Consider the following 26483-nt stretch of genomic DNA (forward strand, 5'->3'; position numbering starts at 1 on the left):
TTTAGTAGTATAAATTTATTAAATAAACTTGATATATAAATTTCTTGTAAAAGGAGTGTTTTTAATGAACAAATTTTTAGCATTGGCGGCAACCGTAATTCTCGGCGGCGCCCTATTAATCGCTGGTTGCGGCAGCGATAACAACAAGACTGCAAGCGGCGACAAACAAGTTTTAAAAATCGGCGCGACGGCCGTACCGCATGCAGAAATATTAGAACAGGTTAAACCTGTTTTAGCTAAAGAAGGTATCGACCTTCAAATCACCGAATTCAGCGATTACAATACACCGAATTTAGCATTAGGCGACAAGGAAATCGATGCTAACTTCTTCCAACATACACCTTACATGGATGAATTCGCAAAGGCGCACAATTTGCCTTTAGTATCCGCCGGTGCGGTTCACTTGGAACCGATGGGCTTATATTCTCGTCAAATCAAGGATCTGAAAGATCTGCCTAAAGGCGCAAAAATCGCTATTCCTAATGACCCTACAAATGGCGGTCGTGCCCTTCTGTTATTACAGAAACAAGGTCTTATCACACTGAAAGATTCCAGCAATATCCTGTCCACCGTACAGGACATCGCCTCCAATCCTAACGAATACCAATTCGTAGAATTAGAACCGGCTCAAGTACCTCGTGCACTTGATGATGTAGCTTTGGCTGCGATCAATACGAACTTCGCGTTGAACGTAGGGTTAAATCCCGGTAAAGACGCATTGGCTATCGAGTCCAACGATTCCCCTTACGTAAATATCGTAACCGTTCTTAAAGGCAATGAAAGTGATCCACGTATCCAAAAATTGATGTCTGCACTTCATAGTCCTGAAATCAAAAAATTCATCGAAGATAAATATAAAGGTGCTATTGTACCTGCATTCTAAAGTAAAAAGGTCAGTCCTATACGGACTGACCTTTTTTACTAATTACAACAAATATATTGTCAGTTGTATTTCTCATATTACATATTAACTATATTGGCTATATATAATCCATATAATTAAATATCTAATAAAAACTGCCCTTCGATATTAAGCCAAGATAGGATTACATCGGAGGGCAGATATTTTTCACATAGTTTACACGTGAAAAATACTCCGTTTATATCAATTAACATTTTATATAGTTATCCCACTTATGAAAGCGATAACCTACGCCCCACACGGTATCGATATATTCTTCATCCAAAAACTGTTTATCGATTTTAGAACGCAATCGATTAATATGAACCATAATAGTTGATGTCTCACCCAAAGAATCAATTCCCCAAACTAGTTCAAAAACTTCGTCCTTTGTAAAAACTCGATTGGGACTTGATGCCAACAAAACAAGAATATCATATTCTCTCGGTGTTAAATTAATTTCTACACCACCTAAATAAACTTGATGAGATTCGAGAAAAATCTCTAAATGACCAGCCGAGATCTTAGATTCCACAGTTTCTTCAACTACCATCATATTCCGAACACGATTAAAACGTTGAATATGGGATTTAACACGAGCCACTAATTCAGCCGGACTAAAAGGTTTAATCATATAATCATCAGCCCCCAAGCCAAGGCCTCTAATTTTATCAATATCCTCACGCTTAGCACTCACCATAATAATAGGAATCTCCTTTTCCTTACGGATATCACGACAAATGGTGAATCCATCTTTTCCCGGCAACATTACATCTAACAATATTAGACTATAGTCTTTTGTAAGAGCCGCCGCAAGACCTTTAATTCCATCAGATTCAATATCAATTTCATAGCCTTCGATTTCTAAATAATCACGTTCCAGTTCATAAATGCCCGCATCATCTTCAATAATTAAAATCTTTTCCATCCTTACTCCTTTGCCTTCGGAAACTCTATCACAATCGATAGCCCTTGCCCCTCCGGATTATGAACCGCCCAAATAGTTCCATTCATGTCTTCCACAATCTGCTTAACAATAGCAAGACCAATTCCATTACCGTTAGTCACCTCTGTGCGAGCCTCATCAGTACGGAAAAATATGTCAAATATGCGTCCTAACATTTCTGTAGATACGCCTTTCCCATTATCGGAAATAGTTAAGCGGTAACCTGTATCAATGATACTTGTCTCTACATCAATATAAACTGTATCACCTCTTCTATATTTAATGCTGTTTGACAAAAGATTATCCAAGATTCTTTGAAATTGTAAACGATCTACATTAATAAGCCCGCCATCAGTATGATACGATTCACGTAAAATAATATGATCCGTATCCTCAAGATGACGATCAGTAACATATTCACGAACTAAATTATCTATATTGTATATATGTAAATCATAATGAATTTGCTTTAACTCCAACTTTGAAAAATCCGATAACATATTCACCAAACGCTCTATGCGTCCAGCCATATCATAAATCATCTGTACATAACGGGCCCGTTTTTCGTCAGTATTAGCTACGCCTTCTAGAATACCGCTGGCATAACCTTTGACCGATGTAAGAGGAGTTGAAATATCATGGCATATGCCGGCAATCATCTCCCGACGTCGCTCCTCATATATCTGTTGTTCTTCATGGGCTTCAACCAAGGATTGCTGCATGTTGTTGAAAGCTTCACAAGTCACACCTAGTTCATCATTACTCCTAATCTTAATAGGTTCCGGTATCAATCCGTCCTTAATAGAGTCAGCAGCACGTTTCAAATCCCGAATCGGCAATAGAATATACCGCGCCAAGCGAATAGAAAAATATAAACCAAAGCTAATAATAATCAGTAATACTATGAAAATACCAAGGCCAAATGCACCTTCTACGGCTTTCTTCTCTGTTGTTTCTTTCCCCATACTTTTTGCCATAAAAGGAATCTGCCCACTGCCCAAAACAGCAAGTCCATTCCCATAAGAGTTGACATAAGTAATCTGATTACCATGCCAATCAAGATGGTGCACGGAAGCAGATACTATATGGCCTGTAGCATTAAAATCTAGTAGCATTCGACTTGCATCACTCCCCGGTGTAAAATAAGCGACTTGATCATCTTTCAAAATAACGATATCCATTCCCTGTGCCTCAAGAACAGCACTGCTATCTAAGATATCACTAACTGTCGTTGATGATCGAGCCAATTTTTTATTTATTTGTTCAAGACCTAATTGAAATACTTGTGATTGAATTGTGCTAGGCGCAAGCATCATCCAATCACGATGTGAAACAGGATTCGTATATCGTAAGATTCCCCATATGCTGCACAATGTTATGGATAGAACAAAAAAGGGAATGACGAGCATCAATAAATTACTGATGATCAGTTTTCGCTGTACGCTCCATTGATTAAACCAATTAAATCGCATAGTAAACTCCTTTCTTTACCTTATTATACATAGGCGCTCTCTTACTGTCATGGCTATAAAAAAACTTTTATAAAGCGTAAGATGACCGTTATATTTTCGTAATATTTATCCTATATGATGTACACATAGCATAAAAAGACTATCCACCTTAGGTAAATCATATAAAGGAGACTATTATGAATTACGAGCTCTTTCAAACCATTAATAATCTGGCAGGTCATTATTATCTACTGGATACAACGATGATATTCATCGTCAAATATATAGCAGAGTTCTTTGCCGTTTTAATTCTATGTCTATTATGTTTGGGCATTTATTATAAGGATAAAATCATTATAAGAAATGTGCTACATACAATCATTTTTCTAGGTATTGCTCTTAGCGCTCATGCAATCATAGGATTTCTTAGCCAGGAACCTAGACCTTTTGTTAGCCATACGGTAACACTGTTAGTACCCCACACACCAGACTCAAGTTTTCCAAGTACTCATGCTATGGGAATGACAGCCATTGGATTATCCGTTTATTCAGTTTATAAACGCTTAGGTACAATTCTATTATCAGGAACGATTATAACCGGTATAGCAAAAGTATTTGTAGGTCATCATTATCCTATGGATATCATCATGGGAATAATCATTACCTACATTTTATATAAAATTTATCAAACCTATATTTCATCCTATATAGATGAAATATTAGATTACCCTAAACATAGTATAATCCGTATATTAATAAGCACAAAACAAACTTTATCCATCATCAAACAATCACAGCAGCCCTTAAGCAAACAGTCAACTATAAAGAGGTAATACAATGAAGCAAATATTATTGAAAGAGGACTATCACATATGGATAGTCCTCTTGTTCTCCGCTATTATTTACTTTATAGGTAATTCCTCACTCAGCATTTCTGATCCTGTAGAATCTAATTATGCATTAACCGCTAAAGAAATGTTACTACAGGGCAATTATTTATCACCACAAATATTCAATCACTATTGGTATGACAAACCGATTTTCTTCTATTGGGAAGTCATAATAGGGTTTAAATTATTTGGTATTTCTAATTTCGGAGCACGTTTTTTCTCTAGTCTATTAGCACTATGCAATCTTTTTCTCGTCTATCGATTTGTAAAAGCAGTATCCACTCATACGACAGCAATCACTAGTACAATCATCTTAGCAACAACCATAGAATACTAGATCATTGCAAAAGCCGTCATTACCGACATGACATTAGGATTATATTTCAATGCTACATTAATGAGCTTTTATATAGGTTATATCAGACATAAAGAAAATCTTCCACATTATAAACAGTACTATTATATAGCCTATATTGCATCAGCATTCGCAGTATTGACCAAAGGTCCTATCGGGTTTCTTTTACCTGGTCTAATTATATTAATCTATTTAGGTATCCGTCATGATTTTCAGGAATTTTTTAGCCTACAAATTTTATCAGGAATTGCAATTCTCTTAACATTAAGTGGCGGCTGGTATTATTATATGTATGCTGTTCACGGCAACGATTTCATCAATGTATTTCTCGGCGTCCATAACTGGCTGCGCGCAACTGTATCCGAGCACCCGCGATATAATGTGTGGTACTACTATCTTCCTGTCAGTATAATTGCATTATTCCCATGGTCTCTCATATTACTAAAGACGATTTATACCAATAGAAACAAATGGTTCATTCATAACCGTTTACATAGTTTTCTATTAATTTGGGCCTGTACGGTCATTATTTTTTTCTCTCTGATTGCCACTAAATATACAACATATACATTTCCCGCATTAACCCCAATCGTTATATCGATGGCGCTCATATGTCATAAACATTTAATATTCATCTGCAAAACAGCCCTCGTCATAAGCTTGACATATATAGTACTCACATTCACCGTAGCTGTTCCGCAGATGAATCAGGCCTCCTCATCAACTATAAGTTCCTATATTATACAATCTATTCCGGCTGATGCAATTATTATACAAGGAAACGGTAGATATCGTGTATCAACAACTTATTATAGTGGACATACGATATACAAACTACTCGACACTCACCAAATACCACCTGATACAACATCACTTTCATGGGATGCAAAAGAAATTATGCCATTCTTATCAATTGATGACTTACCGACAGACAAGGACGTATATATGTTGACATATAATCATGAATTTCCGTCCACCCTCAATAAAGCTGATTGGGTACAAGTTTATTCTGATAACGAAGGATCTATTTATCTATTCCATCACTAAGCGAAAAGCTGAATGGTAATAATTTACTACTAGCGACAATATTAATAGTATCCGACATATTCGACATTATAATAGTTTGGATTTCAAATTCCGCTATTACCTGACGACATGCCCCACAAGGAGCACAAGGTCCTGCCGAGTCTGCTACAACGGCAAGGGCCTTGAACTTTTTATATCCTTCGGAAACAGCTTTAAAAATCGCGGTACGTTCTGCACAATTTGTAAGTCCATATGATGCATTTTCAACATTGCATCCGGAAAATATCGTTCCATCATCACATAGAACAGCTGCTCCAACAGCAAAATGTGAATAAGGACTATATGATTTTAAACGAGCCTCTTTAGCACGTTTAATAAGCAGTTGAATTTCTTGTTCATTCATTAACCATTCTCCTTATTCTATAATATCAAGTACAGTATCACGAATTTCAGGCGATTGCTTATCAATCTTAATAGCTTCAAGGTAAGTTTCTTCCGCTCCATCAAGCAAACCTTTATCACCGGCATAGAGCGTGGCGATTACATCGCCTTTAGAGACGGCATCACCCGTTTTCCTATGCATCACAATGCCCGCACTATAATCAATAGGACCATCCTTAACGGTACGTCCTGCACCGAGCATGACAGATACAATACCGCATTGTTCCGTATTCATATGTGTAATATATCCGTTTGATTGAGCAGTCACGTCACGTGTATAACGACCGACCGGCAACAAGCTGTCATCATTGAGAACTCGCTCATCTCCGCCTTGAGCTGAAATCATGAGGCCCAGCCGCTCGAGAGCGGCACCGGAGTCCAACGCCTGTTGTACTCTTTCAAAGGCCGTGTCATAATCACAAATCCTGCCTAAAACAAGCATATGGGCCGCCATAACAAGGCATTCGTGAGTTAAGTCCTCAGGGCCGTTGCCCTTCAATGTATCGATGACTTCGCGAATCTCAAGCGCATTTCCTATCGCGTGTCCCAAAGGGCGATCCATATCGGTAATAATGGCTTTCACAAAGCGGCCGTTAGTCTTACCGATATCCACCATGGCCTGTGCCAATTGACGTGCATCATCCAAGGTTTTCATAAACGCTCCGCTGCCGACCTTCACATCGAGGAGAATGGCCTGTGCACCGGATGCCAGTTTCTTACTCATAACAGACGATGCAATGAGCGGAATACTGTCGACGGTCCCCGTCACATCCCGCAAGGCGTATAGTTTTTTATCCGCCGGGGCAAGTCCTTCCGACTGTCCGATAACGGCGAGTCCGATGTGATTTACCTGTGCAATGAAAGCCTCCTGATTCATCTCCGTCTGCAAGCCGGGGATTGACTCCATCTTATCGATGGTACCGCCCGTATGCCCGAGACCGCGGCCGGACATCTTGGCGACCTTGCCGCCGCAAACGGCCACAAGAGGCGCAATAATCAAGGTTGTTTTATCACCGACACCGCCCGTGCTGTGCTTGTCTACGGTTATACCATCAATTGAGGATAAATCCACCATATGACCGGATTTCGCCATTTCCAATGTCAACGTACCGAGTTCGTCTTTATTCATCCCGTTAAAGACTATGGTCATCAACAAGGCACTCACCTGATAATCCGGTATATCTCCGTTCACATAACCGGAGATGACAAAGTGAATCTCCTCAGGCGTCAATGGCAGAGCGGCCCGTTTTTTCAGAATAATATCGTACATGCGCATCGTATCACCGCCATTCTAAAAAGCCACCTGAGACAAGCTCAGGTGGCATCTCATCATATACTAGTAATCTTCATCCAAATGATTTTTTAATAGTTCTACAGCTGCGCTGGCACCGATACGAGCACAGCCGGCTTCAATATAGGCCTTCATATCCGTTACGGAGCGAATACCGCCGGCGGCCTTAATCTTTACATTAGGACCGATATGCTTTTTAAAAAGATATACGTCCTCTATGCTGGCACCGCCGCTACCGAAGCCCGTCGATGTTTTAATGTAATCAGCACCGCCATCGGTTATGCACCGGCATAATGCGACCTTTTCCGCATCGGTCAGATAACACGCCTCGATAATGACCTTTAAAACCTTATCGCCGCAAGCGGCTTTAAGGGATTTAATCTCTTCCGTAACAGCTTCAAAGTCACCTTCCTTAACCTTGCCCAAGTTGACGACCATATCGATTTCATTGGCCCCGTCAAGGATGGCCTGTTCCGTTTCGGCCACCTTCACTTCTGTCGTTTCATAGCCCAAAGGAAATCCGATAACGGTACATACGTTAAGATTCGGAAAAGCTTTATGTGCTGGGCCTACAAAATCAGGTGGAATACATACGGAAGCGGTTTTATAAGTTACGGCATCCGTGCAGATTTGCTTCACCTCATCCCACGTCGCAGTAGGTTTTAACAACGTATGATCCACATATCGTAACAGTTCTTTTCCTAACATCGTCCCTCCTATTCCCCATAGAATATGTCGCACATATTCTCATCAGTCTATTTATGACATACAACAAAAAGGCTGTACAAATTCCAAACAGTTAAAAAAATGACATTTGCTCCGGTTCCGGCGCTTTATGTAGAGCCTCCTGAGTCGACCGATTTTTCTCATCGATAAACGGCTCCAAAGGAACCCCTGTACTTTTAAGCAAATCAGGCAAGCTGTCAGCGCCGCGCAGTTTAGCGGCCTCCATCACGACCTTTGCACAAGTCTCCGCATCATCGAGAGCGTAGTGATGTTTAAACTCTACCCCCAAATAGGCGGCCATCGTATTTAACTTATGGTTTACCAGATCAGGCCATACGGCGCGTGATAATTTCACCGTGCACGCATAATCAAGATCCGGCCAGGGAATCTTATAATAATCCAATGTAGCGCGAAGCACGTTCATATCGAACTTGGCATTGTGAGCCACCATGATATTTCCTTTCAAATGGTTTTCATAAATGGCCTCCCACAACTGGTCGAAAGTTTTTTCATGTAAAACGTCCTTCGGTTCGATACCGTGGATTTCAATGCATTCGTCATCAAAGCTCATAAACGGAGGCTTGATGAGGCTATACGCCTTTTTTGTAATCTGACCGCCCTTAACGGTAATAACGGCGAGCGAACAGGCGCTATTTTTAAATTTATTGGCTGTTTCAAAGTCTAATGCAACAAAATCTAACATAGGACTCCTTTCACAAATCTATATATAAGAATTATCATCAATTACTATATTTATTATAGCATGAAACCTAGGATTATCTACTGCCCGAAGTTCCCATCAGTCACCTGTTTTACGGCGATTTACATTGACAGGACCGCCCCGATATGTAAAAATTATTTAGATATATAATATGGAGGTTGTAACATGGCAGATGACAGATTAATCGTAGCCCTCGACGTATCCACCATGGATGAGGTGAAAGCAATCGTCACATCCCTCGGTGATTCGGTCAGCTTTTACAAGGTCGGCATGGAATTATTCTACGCCGAAGGGGAAAAAACGATTCGCTATTTACAGGAACAGGGCAAGCATGTATTTCTCGACTTGAAATTACATGACATTCCGAACACGGTGGCCCACGGAGTATCGACCTTGACATATGTGGGCGCTAATTTAATCACGATTCATGGTCAGGGCGGTCCCGTGATGATGAAAGCAGCGGTACAGGCGGCCCGTGAAAGTGCGGAAAAGCTCGGCGTGGAACGCCCAAAACTATTGGCAATTACCGTGTTGACCAGCTTTGACGAAGAGGCTTGGACGGCTACAGGCGGTCAGTTGCCGATTTCCGATCAAGTTATCCGCCTCGCAAAGCTCGCTAAGGAATGCGGCATGGACGGTGTCGTATGCTCCGCCCTCGAAGCGAAAATGATTCGACAAGCCTGCGGCGAAGATTTTCTCATCGTCACACCGGGCATCCGTCCTTCTTTTGCGACTACAGATGACCAGAAACGTATCGCCACCCCGGCAAGTGCCCTTCAGGACGGTGCATCCCGCCTCGTAATAGGCCGTCCTATTACCCAGGCAAAGAAACCTCGCGAAGCGGTCCGCCTAATTATTGAAGAAATGGAGAGTCTATCAAAATGATGACAGAACAAGAAGTAAAACAATTACTCATTGACACACAAGCTATTCTGGAAGGCCATTTTCTGTTAACCTCCGGTTTACACAGCCCTATGTACGTTGAAAAATTCAACGTCTTACAACATCCTAAATACACGGAAACACTTTGCAAAGACCTGGCAGAACGATTCCGCGATCAAAATGTAGAACTCGTCATCGGGCCTATGACCGGCGGTATCCTATTGGCTCATGAAGTAGGAAAAGCACTTGGTACCCGTGCCATCTTCACGGAACGCGAAAAAGGCGTAATGACATTGCGTCGAGGCTTTAAAATTGAACCGGGTACCCGCGTCCTCATCGTAGAAGATATTGTAACCACGGGCGGTTCCGTTCAAGAGGTTGTCAACGTAGTCAACCAGAGCGGCGGTGAAATCGTAGGCGTAGGCCTTCTCGTTAACCGCTCCGGCGGTAAGGCCGAATTCGGTGTACCAAAAGAAAAAGTACAGGCCCTTCTCAACCTTGAGGTTCCTACATATAAACCAGAAGAATGCCCGCTTTGTAAAGACGGTATTGACATGACAGAACGCGGCTCCAAACATATCAAGTAAAATACCTGGAACACTGTACCCACTCCTGTTTTTCGATACAATATCAAAACATCCGATAATATTGTGAGTCATACATATTTAATTATATACAAAAAGCGCTCCTTCAATGAGGAGCGCTTTTTGCGTGTGTGTAGTTACTGTGTGTAAGAGAGTTTTTGATACATAATGTATCAGCATAGAGTGTGTGGCTCTATGGTGGCCATGAATGCACTTTCATGACCACGCCTCTAAAAGATTTTACATATATGATTTACAATCGATAATTCGATATATAGTTAACAATCAGTTATTCAATATAATTATTGAGCCTGTGTATTCGGTTGTGCTGACCCCTGTTGCGTATTGGATGCTTGTGGCGGCACGGCACCATCAGGTTGATTTCCATTCATAGGGCCTTGAAGTGCATTCGGCTGACCTTGAGGTGGCGCCACCGGTCCTTGTGGAGGATTTTGCTGTCCTTGAGGGCCATTTTGGGGACCTTGACCCGGATTTTCCTTAGGAGGCATTCCGTCTTGAGGCCCCTTTTGATTTCGATCATCCATCATCGGTTTATCCATATGCTTATGCGGACCATCAGGCTTAGGTGGACGTCTAAACTGTTGTTCATTCGTTTCCATCCATTCACCGAAATTCGGTAAATCATTGACCACAAACGATGTCGTTGCACCAACGGCACATATAACCATGAGAATCGCTGCAATTATAATTCGTCTCATAAGCCCTCCTCAGTCCAAATTCCCGAAGTAGCGTTCACGAACGCCACGCAGTTCCGTACCAATAAAGATACATACAAGACCAGCAAATAAGCCCATACCGCCTAAAGCAACCAACGTAACAATGGACAAAGCGGGAAATGCCGTTACATTTTCAAACGGCTGCCAGGAAATGCCCAATAAATACAAAACAGCCGGTGTAATAATAAATATAAGAACCCCTACAATATAAGATAATATACTGCCGATGAACAATAGCGTGCGGGAAGCCTTCTTAGCCATACTCGGCAATTGAGGTAACAACCGTTCTCTATAATCATCTAAACGCTCATAAAGAGCCTGCATATTAATCGCTTTACTTTCACCGTCCTGCCCCAAAGTATCCGTAATAATACCCGCATCTACATAGGATGCATAGATTTCTTCTGGGGTTCCCAACGATCTTATAATTTCACCGTCGGTCAAACCCTTTTCATAACCGGCAGCAAAATGTTCCTCATAGATTTCTATAATACTTTCCACGTCGGCAACGCGCGCTTTCTTAAAAATATTGCGCAGTGCTTCTAAAAAATTATTTTTGGTCATTATAGTCGACTCCTTTCAACAGGATGTTGATAATACCGGAAAATTCATCCCATTCCTGACGCATTCTGGCATATGCCATACGCCCATCCGCCGTAATGTGATAATACTTCCGCGATGGTCCTGTAGGCGACTCTTTCAAGTACGTTTCAACGTACTTCTCTTTCTTTAATCGATTAAACAATGGATATATAGTACCTTCCGAAATCTCAATATACTCCGAAATCGTACTCACAATTTCATACCCATAGCAATCATTCTGTGTCAGTAATGCAAGCACGAGCATATCCATAACACCTTTTTTTAATTGAACTTGCATAGTTCCTCCCTTTGGACAGTGCCCATAGGCAATGTGAAAGTTCACTTATAGACATCATTATCTACCAGCAAATACATTATAACACAAGGTACTATATAATGCAAGGTACTTTAAAATACAATATATAAATAAAAATCCTCTAAATGGAGAATTTACAGTTTTTATCTATATTTTTCACATTTAGAGGACCATGTACATCATTTACAATTCAGGCATATCTTAACACTATTAATCAAAACTTATTTACCGGATTGAGAACTTACAGCCCCCAATTTAACCTGTGTGCTCTTTGAACGACCGTTATGAGTATAGGATACTAAAATCGTATCTCCCGGGCTCTTAGAATCAATTTGTTCTTTTAATCCGATGAGATTAGTGACGTCCTTTCCGTCAATCTGATCAATCGTATCGCCTTCTACGAGTCCAGCTTGTGCCATAGGCCCGTTATAATCCAGTTGAACGATGAGAAGTCCATCACCTTCATAGCTCACATTGTTGCGCGCTGCCGTCTGTTTATCCACGGCCCATACGCCGAGGTAAGGACGTATAACCTTACCATTTTTGATAATAGAGTCGATGATCGGCTTGGCGGAATTTATAGGAATCGCAAAGCCCATCCCTTCAACGCCTTCTTTGGAAATTTTAGCACTGTTAATGCCGATTAACTCCCCATCCGCATTAATAAGAGCACCGCCGGAATTTCCCGGATTGATGGCCGCATCCGTTTGAATCAACGGGAATCGTTGTCCCTGATCATCAATGGTTCGTGCTAATGCACTGATAACACCGGACGTAACCGAACCTTTAAATTCAAGTCCCAACGGATTACCAATAGCAATAGCCGGTTCCCCGACCTGTAAAGAATCGGAGTCCCCGATTTCAATAGGTTTAATATTCTTAGGCGGTGTAATTTTAACAACCGCCAAATCCGTTTGCGGATCCGTACCGATAACAGTACCTGTTACGGTGCTGCCATCAGATAATGATACCGTCACCTCTCCATTTTTAGCGCCGGACACAACATGATTGTTTGTAACAATATGACCGTCATTATCGATGAGCACACCGGATCCTACGCCTTCTCCCGCATAAATCGTGCGATTAAAGATATCTTTTTGAAATACCTGCGTAGTAATACCGACTACAGCAGGACCCGATTTTTTAGCCGCCTGTACGACAAAGGTATTACGGATTTCAGTCAACGGTTTCGTCTGCTTTGTCTGCTCCCGTACAGTAGACTGATCCCCTCCTGCAGGATTGCCGAAATAGTAATAGCCCCCGCCTAATCCAACGCTCAAAGCCAGGATACAGGCGATGATGCTTTTCTTATATTTTGAAAAATTCATAATCTCTCCTTTATATTTAATTTTATAAAACTAACTTTGATGAACTAATTATAGTACGCAAACTTTCATAATGCAATATTCCAATTTTCAATAGTTTACACTGCAATATTTTACGTTGCGACATAAGAGTTATAAAACACAAAAGGCATTCATCAGCTGACGCTAACGAATGCCTTTTATGCATATAGCTTGAGAGTGTAAGGACTGTTGAGAGAGAGTATATGTGATCAGGAAAAGTATGAGAGAGAACTTATTAAGAGAGAGAAGTTTAGTGTATTACTTTTCCAGAATCAAATTTTTATCCTTACATTACATAGTATACAACGAACAGTTAAACTATCAATGTAGCAATATAAAATATTCTTAAAGGTTTGATTACATCTATATAATAAGTTCTTATGAATTTATATACGCTCAACAGTCAGACTTATCGCATCTACAATCTAACCATCATTCCGGTTCATCAGACAAATTTATAGCCAACGCCCCAAACCGTAATGATGTGTTTGCTGTCGGACGGATTATCTTCGATTTCTTCACGAAGGCGATTGATATGCACCGCAACAGTAGCATAATCACCGTAGGAGTCCAACCCCCAAACGCGAGAATATAGTTCTTCTTTACTAAATACGATGTCGCGATTACGCATCAAGAATTCCAATAGCTGAAACTCTTTCTTTTTGAGATGCACTTCCTTATCATTAACCCAAACCTTCATCATTTTAGGATCAAGGCGAATTTCTCCGGATTGAATCGCATTGGTTTCCATGGCGTCTTTTTCCGTCAAGCGTTTATATTGTGCCAACATCGCTTTAATCTTAGCAATCAATACGGATGGAGAGAACGGTTTTTCGATATAGTCATCCGCACCGACCCCTAAACCACGAATTTTATCAATATCATCGAGGCGAGCCGTCACCATTACAATAGGAACACGTACCTTATCACGAATTTGACGGCATACTTCAAAGCCATCCATTTCAGGTAGCATAACATCCAAAATAATGAGATCTACAGGTGTATTTAAAGCGGCTTCAATACCATCGGTACCGTTATTCATAACCGTCACTTCATACCCTGCTACCATTAGATAATCCCGCTCAATGTTGGCAATATCCAAATCGTCTTCAATAATTAAGATATGTTCACTCATGTTTTTCTCCTTGCTTAGGGAACTCTAATATAACACGTAGACCATGCGGTCTAACATTTTCAATAACTACTCTGCCTTCAAAGATTTCCATGATTCTTCGAATGATCGATAACCCGAGGCCACTCCCCTCCTGCGGATTCGTACGGGACGAATCAACACGATAAAATGGACGCATCAACCGTTCTAATGATTCAGGAGGTACACCCGGACCGTCATCACTGATGACACAATAGACATAGTCTTCATCGCTGTTCACATCAATAACGCAATGCCCGATATCAGCCATCTTATATTTAGCACTATTATTCAGTACATTCTGTAATACACGCTGTAACAATTGCGGATTCGCATTGATATATGCCGAATCTGTGACGATGCGATACTGAATATCGATGCCGCGCGCCTTGTACGGCGCCAAATGATCTTCCACAAAATCCCGCACATACTGTCCCAGCTCAATACGCTCGGATGGACGAGATTCCTTCTTATAATTCAATGTGGTAATAAGGAATAATTCCTCCAACATAGAATCCAAATCATTGGCACGTTTCAATATGATTCCCATATAGCGTTTTTGCTGCTCTTCCGTAGGTGCAATACCGTCGCGTACCCCTTCTGCATACGCCTTAATAGCCGTCAGCGGAGTTCGAATATCATGAGATATTCCGGCAAGCAGTTCTTTCTGCTGCTCCTGCTCGACTTCAATCTGCTGATTCGCCAGTTGTAACGACTTCGTCATGTTCTTAACATGAATCATGATAAACTTCGTAACAAATCTGTTAATGGCGAAGAATGTGATAATAAAAAGTAGACTGGCTACGATAATGATGTAAAAAGATACGGACTCCATCAAGCTGTCACTACCATTAGTGGCACGCTTAATCGCAATATGATACACATAAGAATGATGCGAATCATATTTTCTCATTTCATAAACGAAGGTATTATTGGACTGATATACAATCCCCTGTAATTCAGGGTTCACATCAATGAGGCCAACAATAGCGGAAGCACTATAAATCTGCGGATTACCATAGTGATACACCAGGGCTCCTTGATCCATAACTTCCACGTAAACTTCTTTCGGGTCCAGTAGACTATAGCTAGGTTTGACCAATGTGTCTATGAGATTATTTTCTAATCCATAAAAAGTAATCGTTTCAGCAATACGACTTACACTTTTGAACTGCTGTTCCTGTTCAATACGCAAATAGTAACCAGCATTAGCCAATATGCGCAGACCTGTAAAATAAAGCAAAAATAATATAAATGCAATTAAAATAGGTACTACAAACAGCACAACATTGGATATCCAAATTCGAATTTGTAAATTCACAGGGCTACCTCAATATCATAAATAGTAGATACTCCTTATAGTTTACGCTATTTTGAATATTTAAAGCAAGTACAAACGTAAAAAACGCCCCATAATAATTACTTATAGCTTATTATTCTTTAATAAACAAGAGATGTATAAAATACCATTATGTCCAAAATGTTCTTAGACGTTGACAAACAAAAAGAGGATTCCGAAGAATCCTCTTTATATTTTGATTAACGACGATTAGCATCGAAGAAGTTAATTGCAACTTCTGGGAACATAGCGTAAGTCAATACGTCTTCATCAGTGATACCGTTGTAGCCTTTGGAAGCCAAGTCTTGACGGTAACCTTCCAATTCAGGTTCGATAAGATCCGCAGGACGGCAAGTGATAGGTTCTTCATCACCGATAATAGTACGACGAATATCGTCGGAGATAGTACCAGGTAATGCACCATATTTACCGCGTACAAGGTCTTTAACTTCATTAGGAACCATTTTATAACGGTCACCCATCATAACGTTCATCATAGCCATTGTACCGACGATTTGGGATGTAGGTGTTACCAATGGAGGGTAACCCAAGTCTTCACGAACGCGTGGCATTTCATCCATAACGTCGAAGAAGCGGTCGCCCATCCCCATTTCGTTCAATTGATTTTGAGTGTTGGACAACATACCGCCAGGAATTTGATAACGACGAACAGCCGGGATTACATCACTAGCTGGTTTCAAGTTGAATTCTTCAGCGATTTGTTGTTTAACTTTACGGAAATGATCAACCAACGGAATGTATTTATCAAGGTCAAGACCAAGATCCCATTCAGTACCTTTGAACATTTCAATCATGGTTTCAGTAGCCGGTTGGCTAGTTGCATGAGCGAATGGAGAAATAGCGGTATCGATGATATCTACACCTGCTTTAGCAGCTTCCCAGTATGTTGTGCTTGCAAGGCCGCAAGTGAAATGGCTGTGCAAATCGATTGGCAATTCACCGAAACGTTTTTTGAAAGTAGATACCAAATCATATGCATCAGCAGGTCCTAACAAACCGGACATATCTTTGATACAAAGAGAATCAGTACCCATTTCCACCAATGTTTCAGCCACTTTCAAGAAGCTTTCAGTTGTATGTACAGGAGAAATAGTGTAAACCATAGCGGATTGAACATGAGCACCGGCTTTTTTGGAATACTTGATAGCAGCTTCCATGTTGCGAGGGTCATTCAATGCGTCAAAAATACGGATGCGGTCGATACCATTTTTTACAGCCGCATTACAGAATGCTTCCACTACGTCATCGGAGTAGTGTTTGTAACCCAACAAGTTTTGACCGCGAAGCAACATTTGCAATGGGGTATTTTTCAAGTTAGCTTTCAATTTGCGAAGGCGTTCCCATGGATCTTCATTCAAGAAACGAAGACAGCTGTCATACGTAGCGCCGCCCCAACATTCAAGAGCTTCATAACCAATATCATCTAAAAGGCCGAGCACCGGTTCCATTTGTTCGTAGCGCATACGTGTTGCCAAAATAGATTGATGACCGTCACGAAGAACGGTTTCGCAAATTCTTAATTTTTTAGCCATGTTAATCCTCCACTTCGAAATAGTTTGTAAATGTAATTTTATGCATTCACAAAATGTCTATCTCACACCTATTTACCAACGTTTTTTGTAGTCTCTACACATGTAGATGAAACACTCTACAAATCGTTGTAGCATACTTATATTAGACTACTTATAAAATTCTTTGTCAACAACTATGTTATGCTATTTAATCATAAATTCTCCGATTAACTCGGCTCATATTCGTGACGCAAATCACATCAATCCGCTGAAACCCTAGTGAACATCTTGTATGTTTAAACAATACATATTTAGTATAATTCCTGTTTTTAATAATAAACCAAAAATTATTTCGAAATAATTTTTAGTTATAAGTAGCTGAGAATTTATTTATATCGGTATTTTTTAATGTAGTTTACCGAAACATATCGGTTCGCTTATAAGCTCATCACTTTTATTAATATATCACTCAATTTGCTACAATTCATAAATATACAAAAAGGTCCTATGATATACATATCACAGGACCTACACGTATATATTTTTACTTTTCAGGCCCCATTAAGGCTTAACCTTCTTAGGTGCCGTTTCAAGCACGATATTTTTTCCATCGCGCTTTACCTGAATCGAAAAGGCACCTTCGCCTTCTTTAAAATACTCCATCTTAATATCGAGAAGCATTTTACCGATCAACGTTTCCACCTTTTCCGTCAAAAATTCACGATAGAAAGCATCTTCTTTCCGCTTTGTACTCTGATGAATAGTCGGTTTATTCGCGACGCGTTCCATATCGAGCATCGTTTCTTCAAAATTATCATCTGCTTTGAAGTGTTTCATCATATCCGCATCGGATAAGCCTTTTTGTATTTTAATCTTTGCCATATTTAACCTCTCCTATCAATTCCATAATTGCTTTTTTTACCCGTATCGAATCAATACCTGACATGCAGTACTGAGCCGGCTTCGGACATCGCCGTCTGCGGCAGCCTAAACAATCCAGCGTATCATTGACCAGCACCCTATAATGGCCGGTTAAAGGGCCCCAAATGTTCGGATTTGTAGGTCCGAACAGTGCAACGGCAGGTTTTCCAAGGGCTAACGCCATATGAAGCGCCCCCGTATCGGCACTGACAACAACATCGCTCTGAGCAATGATTGCGCCAAGTTCCTCCAGCGACGTGTGGCCCATCATATTCTGTACGATGTATTTCATATCCGTAGTTCTTATAGATTCTATAAAAGGTGCATACTGCTCCGCTTCTTTCTCACCGCCAAGACATATGAAATTCGCTCTGTATCGCAATGACTCAACAAGGGAATACCACTTCTCCTGAGGCCATTCCTTGCTGGTCCACGATGTGCCCAATACCAGGCATATCCGCAAGATACCGGAGTTGAAACGCGTATCCGATACATCTCCATCTCCAGCCTCATCTGTTCCGTCAAACGATGACCATATAGATTCCGCCCATTTTTTTGACTCAGGGCTGACACGGAAATTCATCGCATACAAAGCGTTAGCATCGATTACGTCCTTATCATCGGCACCATTCTCTTTCAATAGCTCTATGCCTTTATCCGCCAATGCACGAGGCAACAGTTGTACCACATCCATGTATCGACGGATTACATGCGCCTTACTTGATTTTGCCTTATAATTTGTAAAAAGCCAATTTAATTCCTTTGTACCGCCTAGGCCCAGTCGGATAGGCGCGCCCGATGCAAGCAGTACAAGTCCCGATATAAGCCGTCCCTGTACATCAACAGCCACATCAAAATGATAGGGCTTCAGCTTGGCTTTCAGGGCCCACCACATACGCCACATCGTAGGAATATGCAGTTTTTTCGAATGAGCCTCATATACATCCCGTTCCCACGGAATAATTTCATCTACATAAGGGTTGCCTTTCAGTAAGTCCACCATGCTGGGCGTTACGATCCAATGCAACTTAGCATCCGGATACTGTTCCTTTATCCACCGAGCTGCCGGGGTGGCATGCAAAATGTCCCCAATATAGCTGAGGCGTACAAATAATATATTCATATACATCCTTATGCTACTACGACTGTAGGAAGAAAGCCTTTATAATGAAGTGACATTATAAAGGCTTTTTTGTTATGACTTCTTTTTACTTTCACTGTTTGATTTGTTCGATTTACTCGATGAGGATTGGGACGAAGATTGAGATGATGTGTCATCATCCGTGACCTTCGTGGTTTCCTCACTGCCATTCTTGATGATATCTTTCACATCAGACAATGTTAATTCATTAAATGTGGTAGGATGATTATATTTATAAACCGGCTGGAATCCTACGCCTAATTTACCGGTATACACAGTCAATGCATTATTATCTTCGTCTACACGAGCGATATAAATGGTCTTGTCCATATCGACACCGATAAAGCGGAAACGTCCCGGCGGGTTGATAACACGCCAGCCGCCTTCAACACCGTTAAACATAAAGATATCACCGGTACGTACATTATCATAGAAGAAATTATCTTCATCATAAAATACGCCGATATGCCCGATATCCGTAGCCTGCATATAAACGCGGCGCGTATCATAGTTCGCATCGGTACGATAAATGCGATACGAATTTTCTCGTACCTTAACCTTCATGTAAACGACATTGGTCGCCTCGGAATAAGCGGCATCAACGATTTTACTTTCACGAGGTAAATCCTCAAGTTCCGTATCCACTTCGTGTTCAGGATCATCCGCATTAAGGCGTGCCATAACAACTTCGTTACTGCGATACAAGCCCATAATGGCATAGTTTCTATCCGGCATCCAGTTAAAGTAGCTGATAGAACGCCCTTTCAAGTTAACCGTAGTCGGGTCGCTTTCACCGGCCTTGTAAATTTTCAAAGAATTCTCCGTAACCACCGCCATAAATTGGTGATCATAAGATACGTATTTTGTACCTTCCTTCACATCAGGAAAGTTTTTTGTATCATCCTTATTCGCCCCCGCCACATTAAATTCCGTAGTAGGTGCAAACACATATTGATCCAAGTATAGGTACACCCCACCTTGCAGCAGAATCCCCACCGCAAAAGCGCTCAGTACGCGCGTAAAAGGTTTCATGCATCCTCCTATTTTACGATAAACGCCGTCGGGATCATCCGTTCCCCTAATAAATCGGCCGGTTTGTTCACGACCTTACCGTTAAGATATAAGGTGGAACTGGACCCGCCATCCAGATTAGCCGCGATATAACAGCCTTTTTCATACAGGATATCCTGTACATCTCGCAATGTCGCCCCCAGTGAATATCCCGGTTGACGTCCGTCAATAACGAGGAATAATACGGTTCCATCCTTCTTTTGACCGATAGCCGTACGAGGGCCTACGCCCCAACCGCCGTCACCTTCAGTAATCATTTTCTTACCGTCTACAATAAGAGGCGGTCCGAAGGTAATGCCTTCCATAGCTTTCATATCCGCTAATTCAGACTTGTTATAATTGCCGGCGATAAGATTTCCCGCCTTTGAAAAGCCTACAAAATCTACATCTTCATCGGAACCTACGTCCTTGCCGATAACATATTCACCGTCATGGAGAATAAAGCCGTACGGCAAACGACCTGTTCCGGTACCGTTCGGATCGTGGAATCCGCCGCCGTTAATAGCGGCAACAGCATTATTCATCTTTGCGATATTACTGGTCGTATCGCCTTTTTCCTGGATATTTGCAGCAGTCCCCACCTGAATACGACGAGGATCGGGAATTTCTAAAATATATCCGACATAACGAGCGGACTCAATCTTTTCAAGATTTAAGGTCTTATCTTCACGGGCATTAAACTTAAATAAATCCTGACTCTTCACAACCCCTACCGTACCCAATATGGACTGTAACTGTTCATCATTGAACAGCCATGTAATATAGTGAGGATGACGAGATTGTAAAATGGCGCCGATTACAGCACGTTTTACATTATTAAACGGTCCAAAGAGCACCACAATCGGTGATGTAATAGCGGTAAATAAAATCACCATGATGATGAATTTTACCCAATTCTTTTTGAACAATGTATTTCTCCTTATAAATCACTGAAATGTTCGGTACTTAGCCGTTCCTCAAAATGCTTGAGGTCTACCGCATTACCGACCCACACGCGCAAGATATTATATGGATTATCGCCGATATGAGTCCAACCGGACTTCATAGCCATACCCATTTTAATTCCCGCCTTCTCACTGGCTTTATCGGTGTATTCATTCTTATCCCCGTACGGATAGCAGAACCATGGATTATCCTTGATACCGACCTCTTTTTCAAGAGCTTGTTGTGCCTTGGTGATATTTTCTATTTGTTCAGCTTCTGATAACTGCCCCATCTCTATATGTTGAAAGCCATGATTAGAAATGGTCATACCGCCTTTATGCATCTCCCTCACCTGATCCCAGGTCAAACGGGTACCGATATCGCCGGGATTAATAAATACGGTAGCGGCGAAGCCATATTCTTTCATGACAGGATAAACTATGGAATACGTATCGGCATAACCGTCATCAAAGGTTAAAACAACAGGTTTTTCCGGCACAGCGGCACCGTTAACCACATATTCATACAACTGTTCCATCGTCAACGGATGATAGCCGTTATCTTTGAGAAACTTCATCTGCTGTCTAAACAGATCCTCTCGAATAACCGCATCATTATCCTTATCTTCACCGACTTTATGATACATGAGGACAGGGATTCCGGACGGATGCACCATCTTGACCTCTTTTACAGGCGGCGCATTGTTGGCCGTTTCACTTTTTTGTGAAAGTACTCCACAGCCTGTCAGAACCACTATAAATAAGATAACTATGCACGTTACCAATGGAATCCGTTTCATAGCTCCTCCTTTATCAGAAATAATTATATACAGATTATTATAGCATTTCTATGAAAAATAGTAAAAATTAACGCTTTATAAGCACTTCCTTCAATGATTTCCTCGGCCTCGGATACATACCTTCATCGGATTTCCCGATAGCAATAATCGCCAATACATCATGATTAATTCCCAAAAAAGCCTTGCTTTCACATTGCATAAAATACACATCATTCATCCACAACGTGCCGAGCCCTTTATCCTTGGCCCCAAGGATAATATGTTCAATAAATGCACCGATAGCCTGTAAATCACTTTTCTCCCACACACGATGATAATCCGACAAGTCATCATACGGATTATACACAAATAATAAATCACTCGCCATTTTTATCGCACCAAGACTGATTTCCAAACTGCCGAAATGAGCTTTCCTCGATTTATATTGTTCAAGCACCTGAAAACCTAAATTAACAAAATGCACTTTCTCTTCCCCAGTCATATGAAGAACCTGCCAAGGTTGTCGATTTTTCGGCGATGGTGCACGCATACCGAGCTGAACCAGTTCTTCAACTACCTCAATGCCAACAGACGGAGCTTTTTTATACTTACGTACGCTTGTGCGCAACTGTATCACTTCTTGCAAATTCATATCGTTCCTCACTGCTGAATATTGAAATTTACCACATATATTGTAATATCCCATACAATACTATATTATTCTAATTATAATATATACGAAAATTATAATATATACGACATGATATAACATAAAAAACTACTAATATAAAAGGAGTCCTCATGAAAAAACGCCTCGCCCTCATCCAAATGGATGTTCATGTAAATGACACAGAATATAACTATAATAATGTCCAAAAATTACTATACAACTCCCTCGCTGAAGAACCGGATATCATCGTCTTACCGGAAACGTGGAACACGGGGTTCTATCCGTCAAAAGATTTAATCACCATCGCCGACCGCAACGGAGAACGCACGCAAACATTGTTAAGCGACTTCGCCAAAGAACACAATGTCAACATCGTAGGCGGCTCGGTAGCGGTAGCAAAAAACGACCATGTATTCAATACGTCATATGCATTTGATCGTGCAGGTCAGCTCGTCGGGGAGTATTCCAAAATGCATGGTTTCAGTCCCGCCAAAGAGGACACATACTTTGCCTGCGGTACACATACATCCCACTTCGAGCTGGACGGCATTCCTTGCAGCACGGTCATCTGCTACGACATCCGCTTTCCGGAACTCGTACGCATGGCTGCACTACCGAATACGGAACTTCTATTCGTGCCGGCTCAATGGCCGACCATGCGACTTCGTCACTGGCAAGTGCTCAACGAAGTACGGGCAATCGAAAATCAGTTATTCTTATGTGCCGTAAACGGATGCGGTACCGTAGGCCGCGTTCAAAGTACCGGCCACTCCGCCGTATATGATCCATGGGGCACCAATCTGTTGGAAATGGACACTACTGAAAACATCCAATCCGTTGATATCGATTTTGATGTGGTCCAGGATATCCGCAATAAAATCAATATTTTTAAAGACCGTAAACCTGAACTCTATAATCTGTAAAATAAAGACACATTGTTACTGAATGATTTTCTAAGATTATCTCAAACTTTAGAAAACCGTTATAATTAACAATGTGCCTTTTAATTTTTATTGTGTTGTGTTCGGATTATAAAAGATAATACGGTTTAAAGAAATATGATCAGCCTTGTTGGCAGAAATAAATTATATAAGCTTTATTAGGGCTGACTGCAGCTCCCAACGCATATGGATGATTCCAGTTTCCACCGAAATCAAATAGATAAATCACATAATCATCAGGTATTTTTACAGAGTCTTCGTTAAAGGATAATCTATGTAAATATTGTTTCTGAAGTTTTCGATTCTCAGCTTCCGTATAAGTTGGATATGATTTATCTTTAGATAAACCAGACTGATTTATTTGTTTAGGTTTTATTTTATCTTGCTCAGCTTCTACTCGCTGACGAGTCTTGACATACCGCTTAAACTTTATATCCCGATCTTCACCATCAATCTTAACCTTATTAAATTCAGCCAAAATTTGATTTTCTAACTCATATAATTCATCAACAGTTTTATCAATAGGGTTATCCAATCTATTTTGAATAAATTTTCCCATAGGAACTGTTGTACTTTCAACAAACACCATTGATTTAGGCAACAATTGCGCTAAAGTATCCGCATATGTCATGTCCGAATCAACATATTGTTTTACATATACATTTACTAAATCGGATTTGGAAATAACTACTTTGGAATTTATACGTGCTTCATCAATATATGACTTTAATTGCTCAGGCTTACCGCCAAATGCAAGCTGTATATATGAGCCGGCTTGCAAAAATCCTGGATTCCTATGCATATGAATATTCTTAGCAAAACTTGGTATTCTTTTAGGGAAACCAGGAATTGTAGAAATCAACTTATAATCCTTAGGATCATTGATAGGATACTCAATTAACTCTATGGATTTAAGGAAACTTTCTAAGGACTCTTTAATCTCAGCTTTAGATCTAGCCGTATATAAATCGTGACCTTTACCTTTATTTTTATCTAAATATTCTCGAAGTTCCTTTTCATGTGCCACCTTCTTATCCGCACGTGTCCGATAAGACGGCGTGTCAACCGAATTAGTTAGCGTAGGGTCACCTTGTCCATTTTTACTCATATACGGACTTACTACGCGTATAGGCTTATTTCTGCTACCGACACCATAACCTTGCTTATATGTTTCTCCAGTATTATAACGCTTGATTTGTTTAAGCGCCTCTTCATCCTTATCATTATAAAGAGGATCAAAAACCTCATATTCATCTCTCATATCAGCCTTTTGTAATTCTTTCAAGTGTTTAGCTGAACGCTCCTGTTCTTCCACATTCAATACTGCAAGTTCTTGAGTTGAAAGTTTTCTCGGATTTCCGGATTTATCTTTCACTATATTTTTGAAAGCACCAGGGATTACCTCAATTCGTTCTGATTTTAAATTTTCTGCTGAATTTATATCACTTTTAATACCGCCATTTATATTGTCAACCGGTTCTTTTACAGTTGTAGCAAATCCAAGCTGAACGGAAGTTACCAACGAAAGAATCGTCAGTGCAAAAACTTTCTTTTTCATAGAGTCCCTCTCCTGCCAGGTTTTAAAGATTTATACTCAAATCACATATCAACATAGTCATCTTCGTGTTTTATCATTCCCGAAATCATGTATAAATCAGTCCTGATGCGCAACGTATCACCGTAATTAAACTCCATAAACAGACCTCATAAAACGCCTACACGAACGAAAAGCCTTAAGATTATTACATCATAACTTACTATGATTGTAAACGGATTGTGAAAGCCTGCCAATATAGGGATAGCAAACTATTATACTTTATATTTAAATAATCATTTCTAGTAAATAGTAATTTGCTTTTCCGTCTGTCATTTATTTTAATATCAGTTAATCTAAGGCCATCCTAATAACTTTATTATTTTTATACTAATGTTATCGGGTGTTGGCATAGTAGTTGCTATATTAATTCCAATATTTACAAAACATTAAAAACCGTTAACATTATTTCTATTAGAAATATAAATATATTAACCCTAATACAATATCTTTTAGCATTTCTTCCGACGAAGAAAACTCAATATCTTTGGCTCATTGCCGAATGACATCATCTGATACACTTTCCAGCTCAGCGGCCGCTTCGACAATGAGGCATAATTTATTGCAAGGTATGCCAATAATATCTGCAACCATAAGATATAGTTGGTTAATAATTCATGAGCATTAAACTACGTAATTGATTCAAGATATGCCACGTATTCTTCTAGTTCCTTAAATCGACTGTCTTTATTCATCAATTACCCTCCTTTATATCTTTTTGCAAGCGTTCATATTTTCTTCATGTATGTTATCTTGAATATTATTAAAAATTTGTCTATATAATCACCTTAGAAAGTAGCTAATCATATGCGAGCAACAGTCAAATTAAAAGGTGGTGAAAACATCGAAATAGAAAATCCAAAACTCATACGTCAACATAAATCAGCGTACCTAAAACAGGCTGACATCACTGATTTTGAAAGCTTTAAACTATACTAAACGCAATACACTCTTGTTGGTGATACGATTCATCTGTTCCAAGCCGATGATATTTTGTACATTACTTTCGAAAAGTAACTATTAAATTCAGGATTAAGGGTGCACTCACAGATGCGCTCTTTTTTTAATTCAGCGACCTGCTTTATAATTTCTTCAAATTCTTCTTTTATACTTATTGTCGCGTTAATAACGATAATCATTTTATTAATTCCTTTCTTTCATTACTAAATACGTGTATCCTTAACAGACAAATTGCAAATATCAACCTTAAACGGCTTACGAATGGTT

General features: G+C 40.3%; 27 protein-coding genes. 7 read left to right on the forward strand and 20 right to left on the reverse strand.

The features are described 5' to 3' along the window. Positions 1 to 64 precede the first annotated feature (64 nt). Positions 65 to 883, forward strand: coding sequence for a MetQ/NlpA family ABC transporter substrate-binding protein (locus HMPREF1521_RS08095; RefSeq protein WP_038117986.1), 819 nt, complete (start codon positions 65 to 67; stop codon positions 881 to 883). 226 nt (positions 884 to 1109) lie between these two features. On the opposite strand, the gene HMPREF1521_RS08100 is transcribed toward HMPREF1521_RS08095, so the two are convergent. Together HMPREF1521_RS08100 and HMPREF1521_RS08105 are read right to left on the reverse strand one after the other, a co-directional pair. Next, positions 1110 to 1829: a response regulator transcription factor gene (locus HMPREF1521_RS08100; RefSeq protein ID WP_038117990.1), complete on the reverse strand. Its 720-nt coding sequence runs from the start codon at positions 1827 to 1829 to the stop codon at positions 1110 to 1112. Between the two features lie 2 nt (positions 1830 to 1831). Next, complete coding sequence (locus tag HMPREF1521_RS08105; protein WP_038117992.1) at positions 1832 to 3319, reverse strand: HAMP domain-containing sensor histidine kinase; 1488 nt, start codon at positions 3317 to 3319, stop codon at positions 1832 to 1834. Between the two features lie 176 nt (positions 3320 to 3495). On the opposite strand from HMPREF1521_RS08105, the gene HMPREF1521_RS08110 reads away from it, so the two are divergent. The 3 genes from HMPREF1521_RS08110 to HMPREF1521_RS08115 all read left to right on the forward strand — a co-directional run bounded on the left by HMPREF1521_RS08110 (position 3496) and on the right by HMPREF1521_RS08115 (position 5590). Beyond that, the gene (locus HMPREF1521_RS08110; RefSeq protein WP_038117996.1) at positions 3496 to 4131 is read left to right on the forward strand and encodes a phosphatase PAP2 family protein; all 636 of its coding nucleotides are present in this window, start codon (positions 3496 to 3498) and stop codon (positions 4129 to 4131) included. A 142-nt stretch (positions 4132 to 4273) separates the two neighbouring features. Then, positions 4274 to 4525: a glycosyltransferase family 39 protein gene (locus tag HMPREF1521_RS09120; protein WP_232203217.1), complete on the forward strand. Its 252-nt coding sequence runs from the start codon at positions 4274 to 4276 to the stop codon at positions 4523 to 4525. Positions 4526 to 4552: 27 nt separating this feature from the next. Continuing rightward, positions 4553 to 5590 carry a glycosyltransferase family 39 protein gene (locus tag HMPREF1521_RS08115; RefSeq protein ID WP_232203210.1) on the forward strand — a complete coding sequence of 346 codons (1038 nt, stop codon included), beginning with the start codon at positions 4553 to 4555 and terminating at the stop codon, positions 5588 to 5590. Here HMPREF1521_RS08115 and HMPREF1521_RS08120 read toward each other — a convergent pair. From HMPREF1521_RS08120 to HMPREF1521_RS08135, 4 genes are all read right to left on the reverse strand, one after another. Further along, entirely contained in the window at positions 5568 to 5972 is a 405-nt protein-coding gene (locus tag HMPREF1521_RS08120) for a cytidine deaminase (protein WP_038117999.1), read from the reverse strand. The two genes, HMPREF1521_RS08115 and HMPREF1521_RS08120, sit on opposite strands and share 23 nt — an antisense overlap. A gap of 12 nt (positions 5973 to 5984) precedes the next feature. Further along, on the reverse strand, positions 5985 to 7286 hold the full coding sequence (locus HMPREF1521_RS08125; protein WP_038118003.1) for a pyrimidine-nucleoside phosphorylase: 1302 nt from the start codon (positions 7284 to 7286) through the stop codon (positions 5985 to 5987). Between the two features lie 60 nt (positions 7287 to 7346). Then, positions 7347 to 8009 (reverse strand): deoxyribose-phosphate aldolase, encoded by a 663-nt coding sequence (gene deoC, locus HMPREF1521_RS08130; RefSeq protein WP_038118005.1) that lies wholly within the window; start codon positions 8007 to 8009, stop codon positions 7347 to 7349. Positions 8010 to 8100: 91 nt separating this feature from the next. Continuing rightward, positions 8101 to 8730 (reverse strand): 3'-5' exonuclease, encoded by a 630-nt coding sequence (locus HMPREF1521_RS08135; protein ID WP_038118008.1) that lies wholly within the window; start codon positions 8728 to 8730, stop codon positions 8101 to 8103. A 183-nt stretch (positions 8731 to 8913) separates the two neighbouring features. Here HMPREF1521_RS08135 and pyrF point away from each other — a divergent pair, with 183 nt between their 5' ends. After that, on the forward strand, positions 8914 to 9633 hold the full coding sequence (pyrF, locus tag HMPREF1521_RS08140; protein ID WP_038118010.1) for an orotidine-5'-phosphate decarboxylase: 720 nt from the start codon (positions 8914 to 8916) through the stop codon (positions 9631 to 9633). Continuing rightward, entirely contained in the window at positions 9630 to 10217 is a 588-nt protein-coding gene (gene pyrE, locus HMPREF1521_RS08145; RefSeq protein ID WP_038118013.1) for an orotate phosphoribosyltransferase, read from the forward strand. The genes pyrF and pyrE overlap by 4 nt, the downstream gene beginning before the upstream one ends. Positions 10218 to 10516: 299 nt before the next feature. Here pyrE and HMPREF1521_RS08150 read toward each other — a convergent pair whose 3' ends face one another. The 13 genes from HMPREF1521_RS08150 to HMPREF1521_RS08210 all read right to left on the reverse strand — a co-directional run bounded on the left by HMPREF1521_RS08150 (position 10517) and on the right by HMPREF1521_RS08210 (position 22703). Beyond that, a complete protein-coding gene (locus tag HMPREF1521_RS08150; protein ID WP_038118017.1) occupies positions 10517 to 10933 on the reverse strand; it encodes a hypothetical protein in 417 nt (138 codons plus the stop codon). A gap of 9 nt (positions 10934 to 10942) precedes the next feature. Beyond that, entirely contained in the window at positions 10943 to 11515 is a 573-nt protein-coding gene (locus tag HMPREF1521_RS08155; RefSeq protein ID WP_038118020.1) for a DUF1700 domain-containing protein, read from the reverse strand. After that, on the reverse strand, positions 11502 to 11831 hold the full coding sequence (locus tag HMPREF1521_RS08160) for a PadR family transcriptional regulator (protein WP_038118023.1): 330 nt from the start codon (positions 11829 to 11831) through the stop codon (positions 11502 to 11504). The genes HMPREF1521_RS08155 and HMPREF1521_RS08160 overlap by 14 nt, the downstream gene beginning before the upstream one ends. 239 nt (positions 11832 to 12070) lie before the next feature. Continuing rightward, positions 12071 to 13177, reverse strand: a complete 1107-nt coding sequence (locus HMPREF1521_RS08165; RefSeq protein ID WP_038118027.1) for a S1C family serine protease — start codon at positions 13175 to 13177, stop codon at positions 12071 to 12073. A gap of 463 nt (positions 13178 to 13640) precedes the next feature. After that, positions 13641 to 14330, reverse strand: coding sequence for a response regulator transcription factor (locus HMPREF1521_RS08170; protein ID WP_038118031.1), 690 nt, complete (start codon positions 14328 to 14330; stop codon positions 13641 to 13643). Further along, positions 14323 to 15666 (reverse strand): cell wall metabolism sensor histidine kinase WalK, encoded by a 1344-nt coding sequence (locus HMPREF1521_RS08175; protein ID WP_038118036.1) that lies wholly within the window; start codon positions 15664 to 15666, stop codon positions 14323 to 14325. Before HMPREF1521_RS08175 ends, HMPREF1521_RS08170 begins: the two co-directional genes overlap by 8 nt. Before the next feature lie 218 nt (positions 15667 to 15884). Further along, on the reverse strand, positions 15885 to 17237 hold the full coding sequence (locus tag HMPREF1521_RS08180) for a pyruvate carboxylase subunit B (protein ID WP_008715613.1): 1353 nt from the start codon (positions 17235 to 17237) through the stop codon (positions 15885 to 15887). Positions 17238 to 17777: 540 nt separating this feature from the next. Beyond that, positions 17778 to 18098, reverse strand: a complete 321-nt coding sequence (locus tag HMPREF1521_RS08185) for a hypothetical protein (protein ID WP_038118038.1) — start codon at positions 18096 to 18098, stop codon at positions 17778 to 17780. Beyond that, on the reverse strand, positions 18085 to 19260 hold the full coding sequence (locus HMPREF1521_RS08190) for a glycosyltransferase family 9 protein (protein ID WP_038118040.1): 1176 nt from the start codon (positions 19258 to 19260) through the stop codon (positions 18085 to 18087). The genes HMPREF1521_RS08185 and HMPREF1521_RS08190 overlap by 14 nt, the downstream gene beginning before the upstream one ends. Positions 19261 to 19332: 72 nt before the next feature. Continuing rightward, entirely contained in the window at positions 19333 to 20310 is a 978-nt protein-coding gene (locus HMPREF1521_RS08195) for a hypothetical protein (protein ID WP_038118042.1), read from the reverse strand. An 8-nt stretch (positions 20311 to 20318) separates the two neighbouring features. Beyond that, the gene (locus tag HMPREF1521_RS08200) at positions 20319 to 21257 is read right to left on the reverse strand and encodes a phosphodiester glycosidase family protein (protein WP_038118045.1); all 939 of its coding nucleotides are present in this window, start codon (positions 21255 to 21257) and stop codon (positions 20319 to 20321) included. An 11-nt stretch (positions 21258 to 21268) separates the two neighbouring features. Next, positions 21269 to 22072: a polysaccharide deacetylase family protein gene (locus HMPREF1521_RS08205; protein ID WP_038118047.1), complete on the reverse strand. Its 804-nt coding sequence runs from the start codon at positions 22070 to 22072 to the stop codon at positions 21269 to 21271. Between the two features lie 67 nt (positions 22073 to 22139). After that, positions 22140 to 22703, reverse strand: a complete 564-nt coding sequence (locus HMPREF1521_RS08210) for a nitroreductase family protein (RefSeq protein WP_038118050.1) — start codon at positions 22701 to 22703, stop codon at positions 22140 to 22142. Positions 22704 to 22852: 149 nt separating this feature from the next. Here HMPREF1521_RS08210 and HMPREF1521_RS08215 point away from each other — a divergent pair, with 149 nt between their 5' ends. Further along, entirely contained in the window at positions 22853 to 23644 is a 792-nt protein-coding gene (locus tag HMPREF1521_RS08215; RefSeq protein WP_038118052.1) for a carbon-nitrogen family hydrolase, read from the forward strand. Between the two features lie 139 nt (positions 23645 to 23783). Here the strand turns inward: HMPREF1521_RS08215 and HMPREF1521_RS08220 are convergent, their stop codons facing one another. After that, positions 23784 to 25220, reverse strand: coding sequence for a hypothetical protein (locus HMPREF1521_RS08220; protein ID WP_038118056.1), 1437 nt, complete (start codon positions 25218 to 25220; stop codon positions 23784 to 23786). Between the last annotated feature and the right edge of the window lie 1263 nt (positions 25221 to 26483).

Origin of the sequence: Veillonella sp. AS16, assembly GCF_000517785.1 — a bacterium.
Classification (GTDB): domain Bacteria; phylum Bacillota; class Negativicutes; order Veillonellales; family Veillonellaceae; genus Veillonella; species Veillonella denticariosi.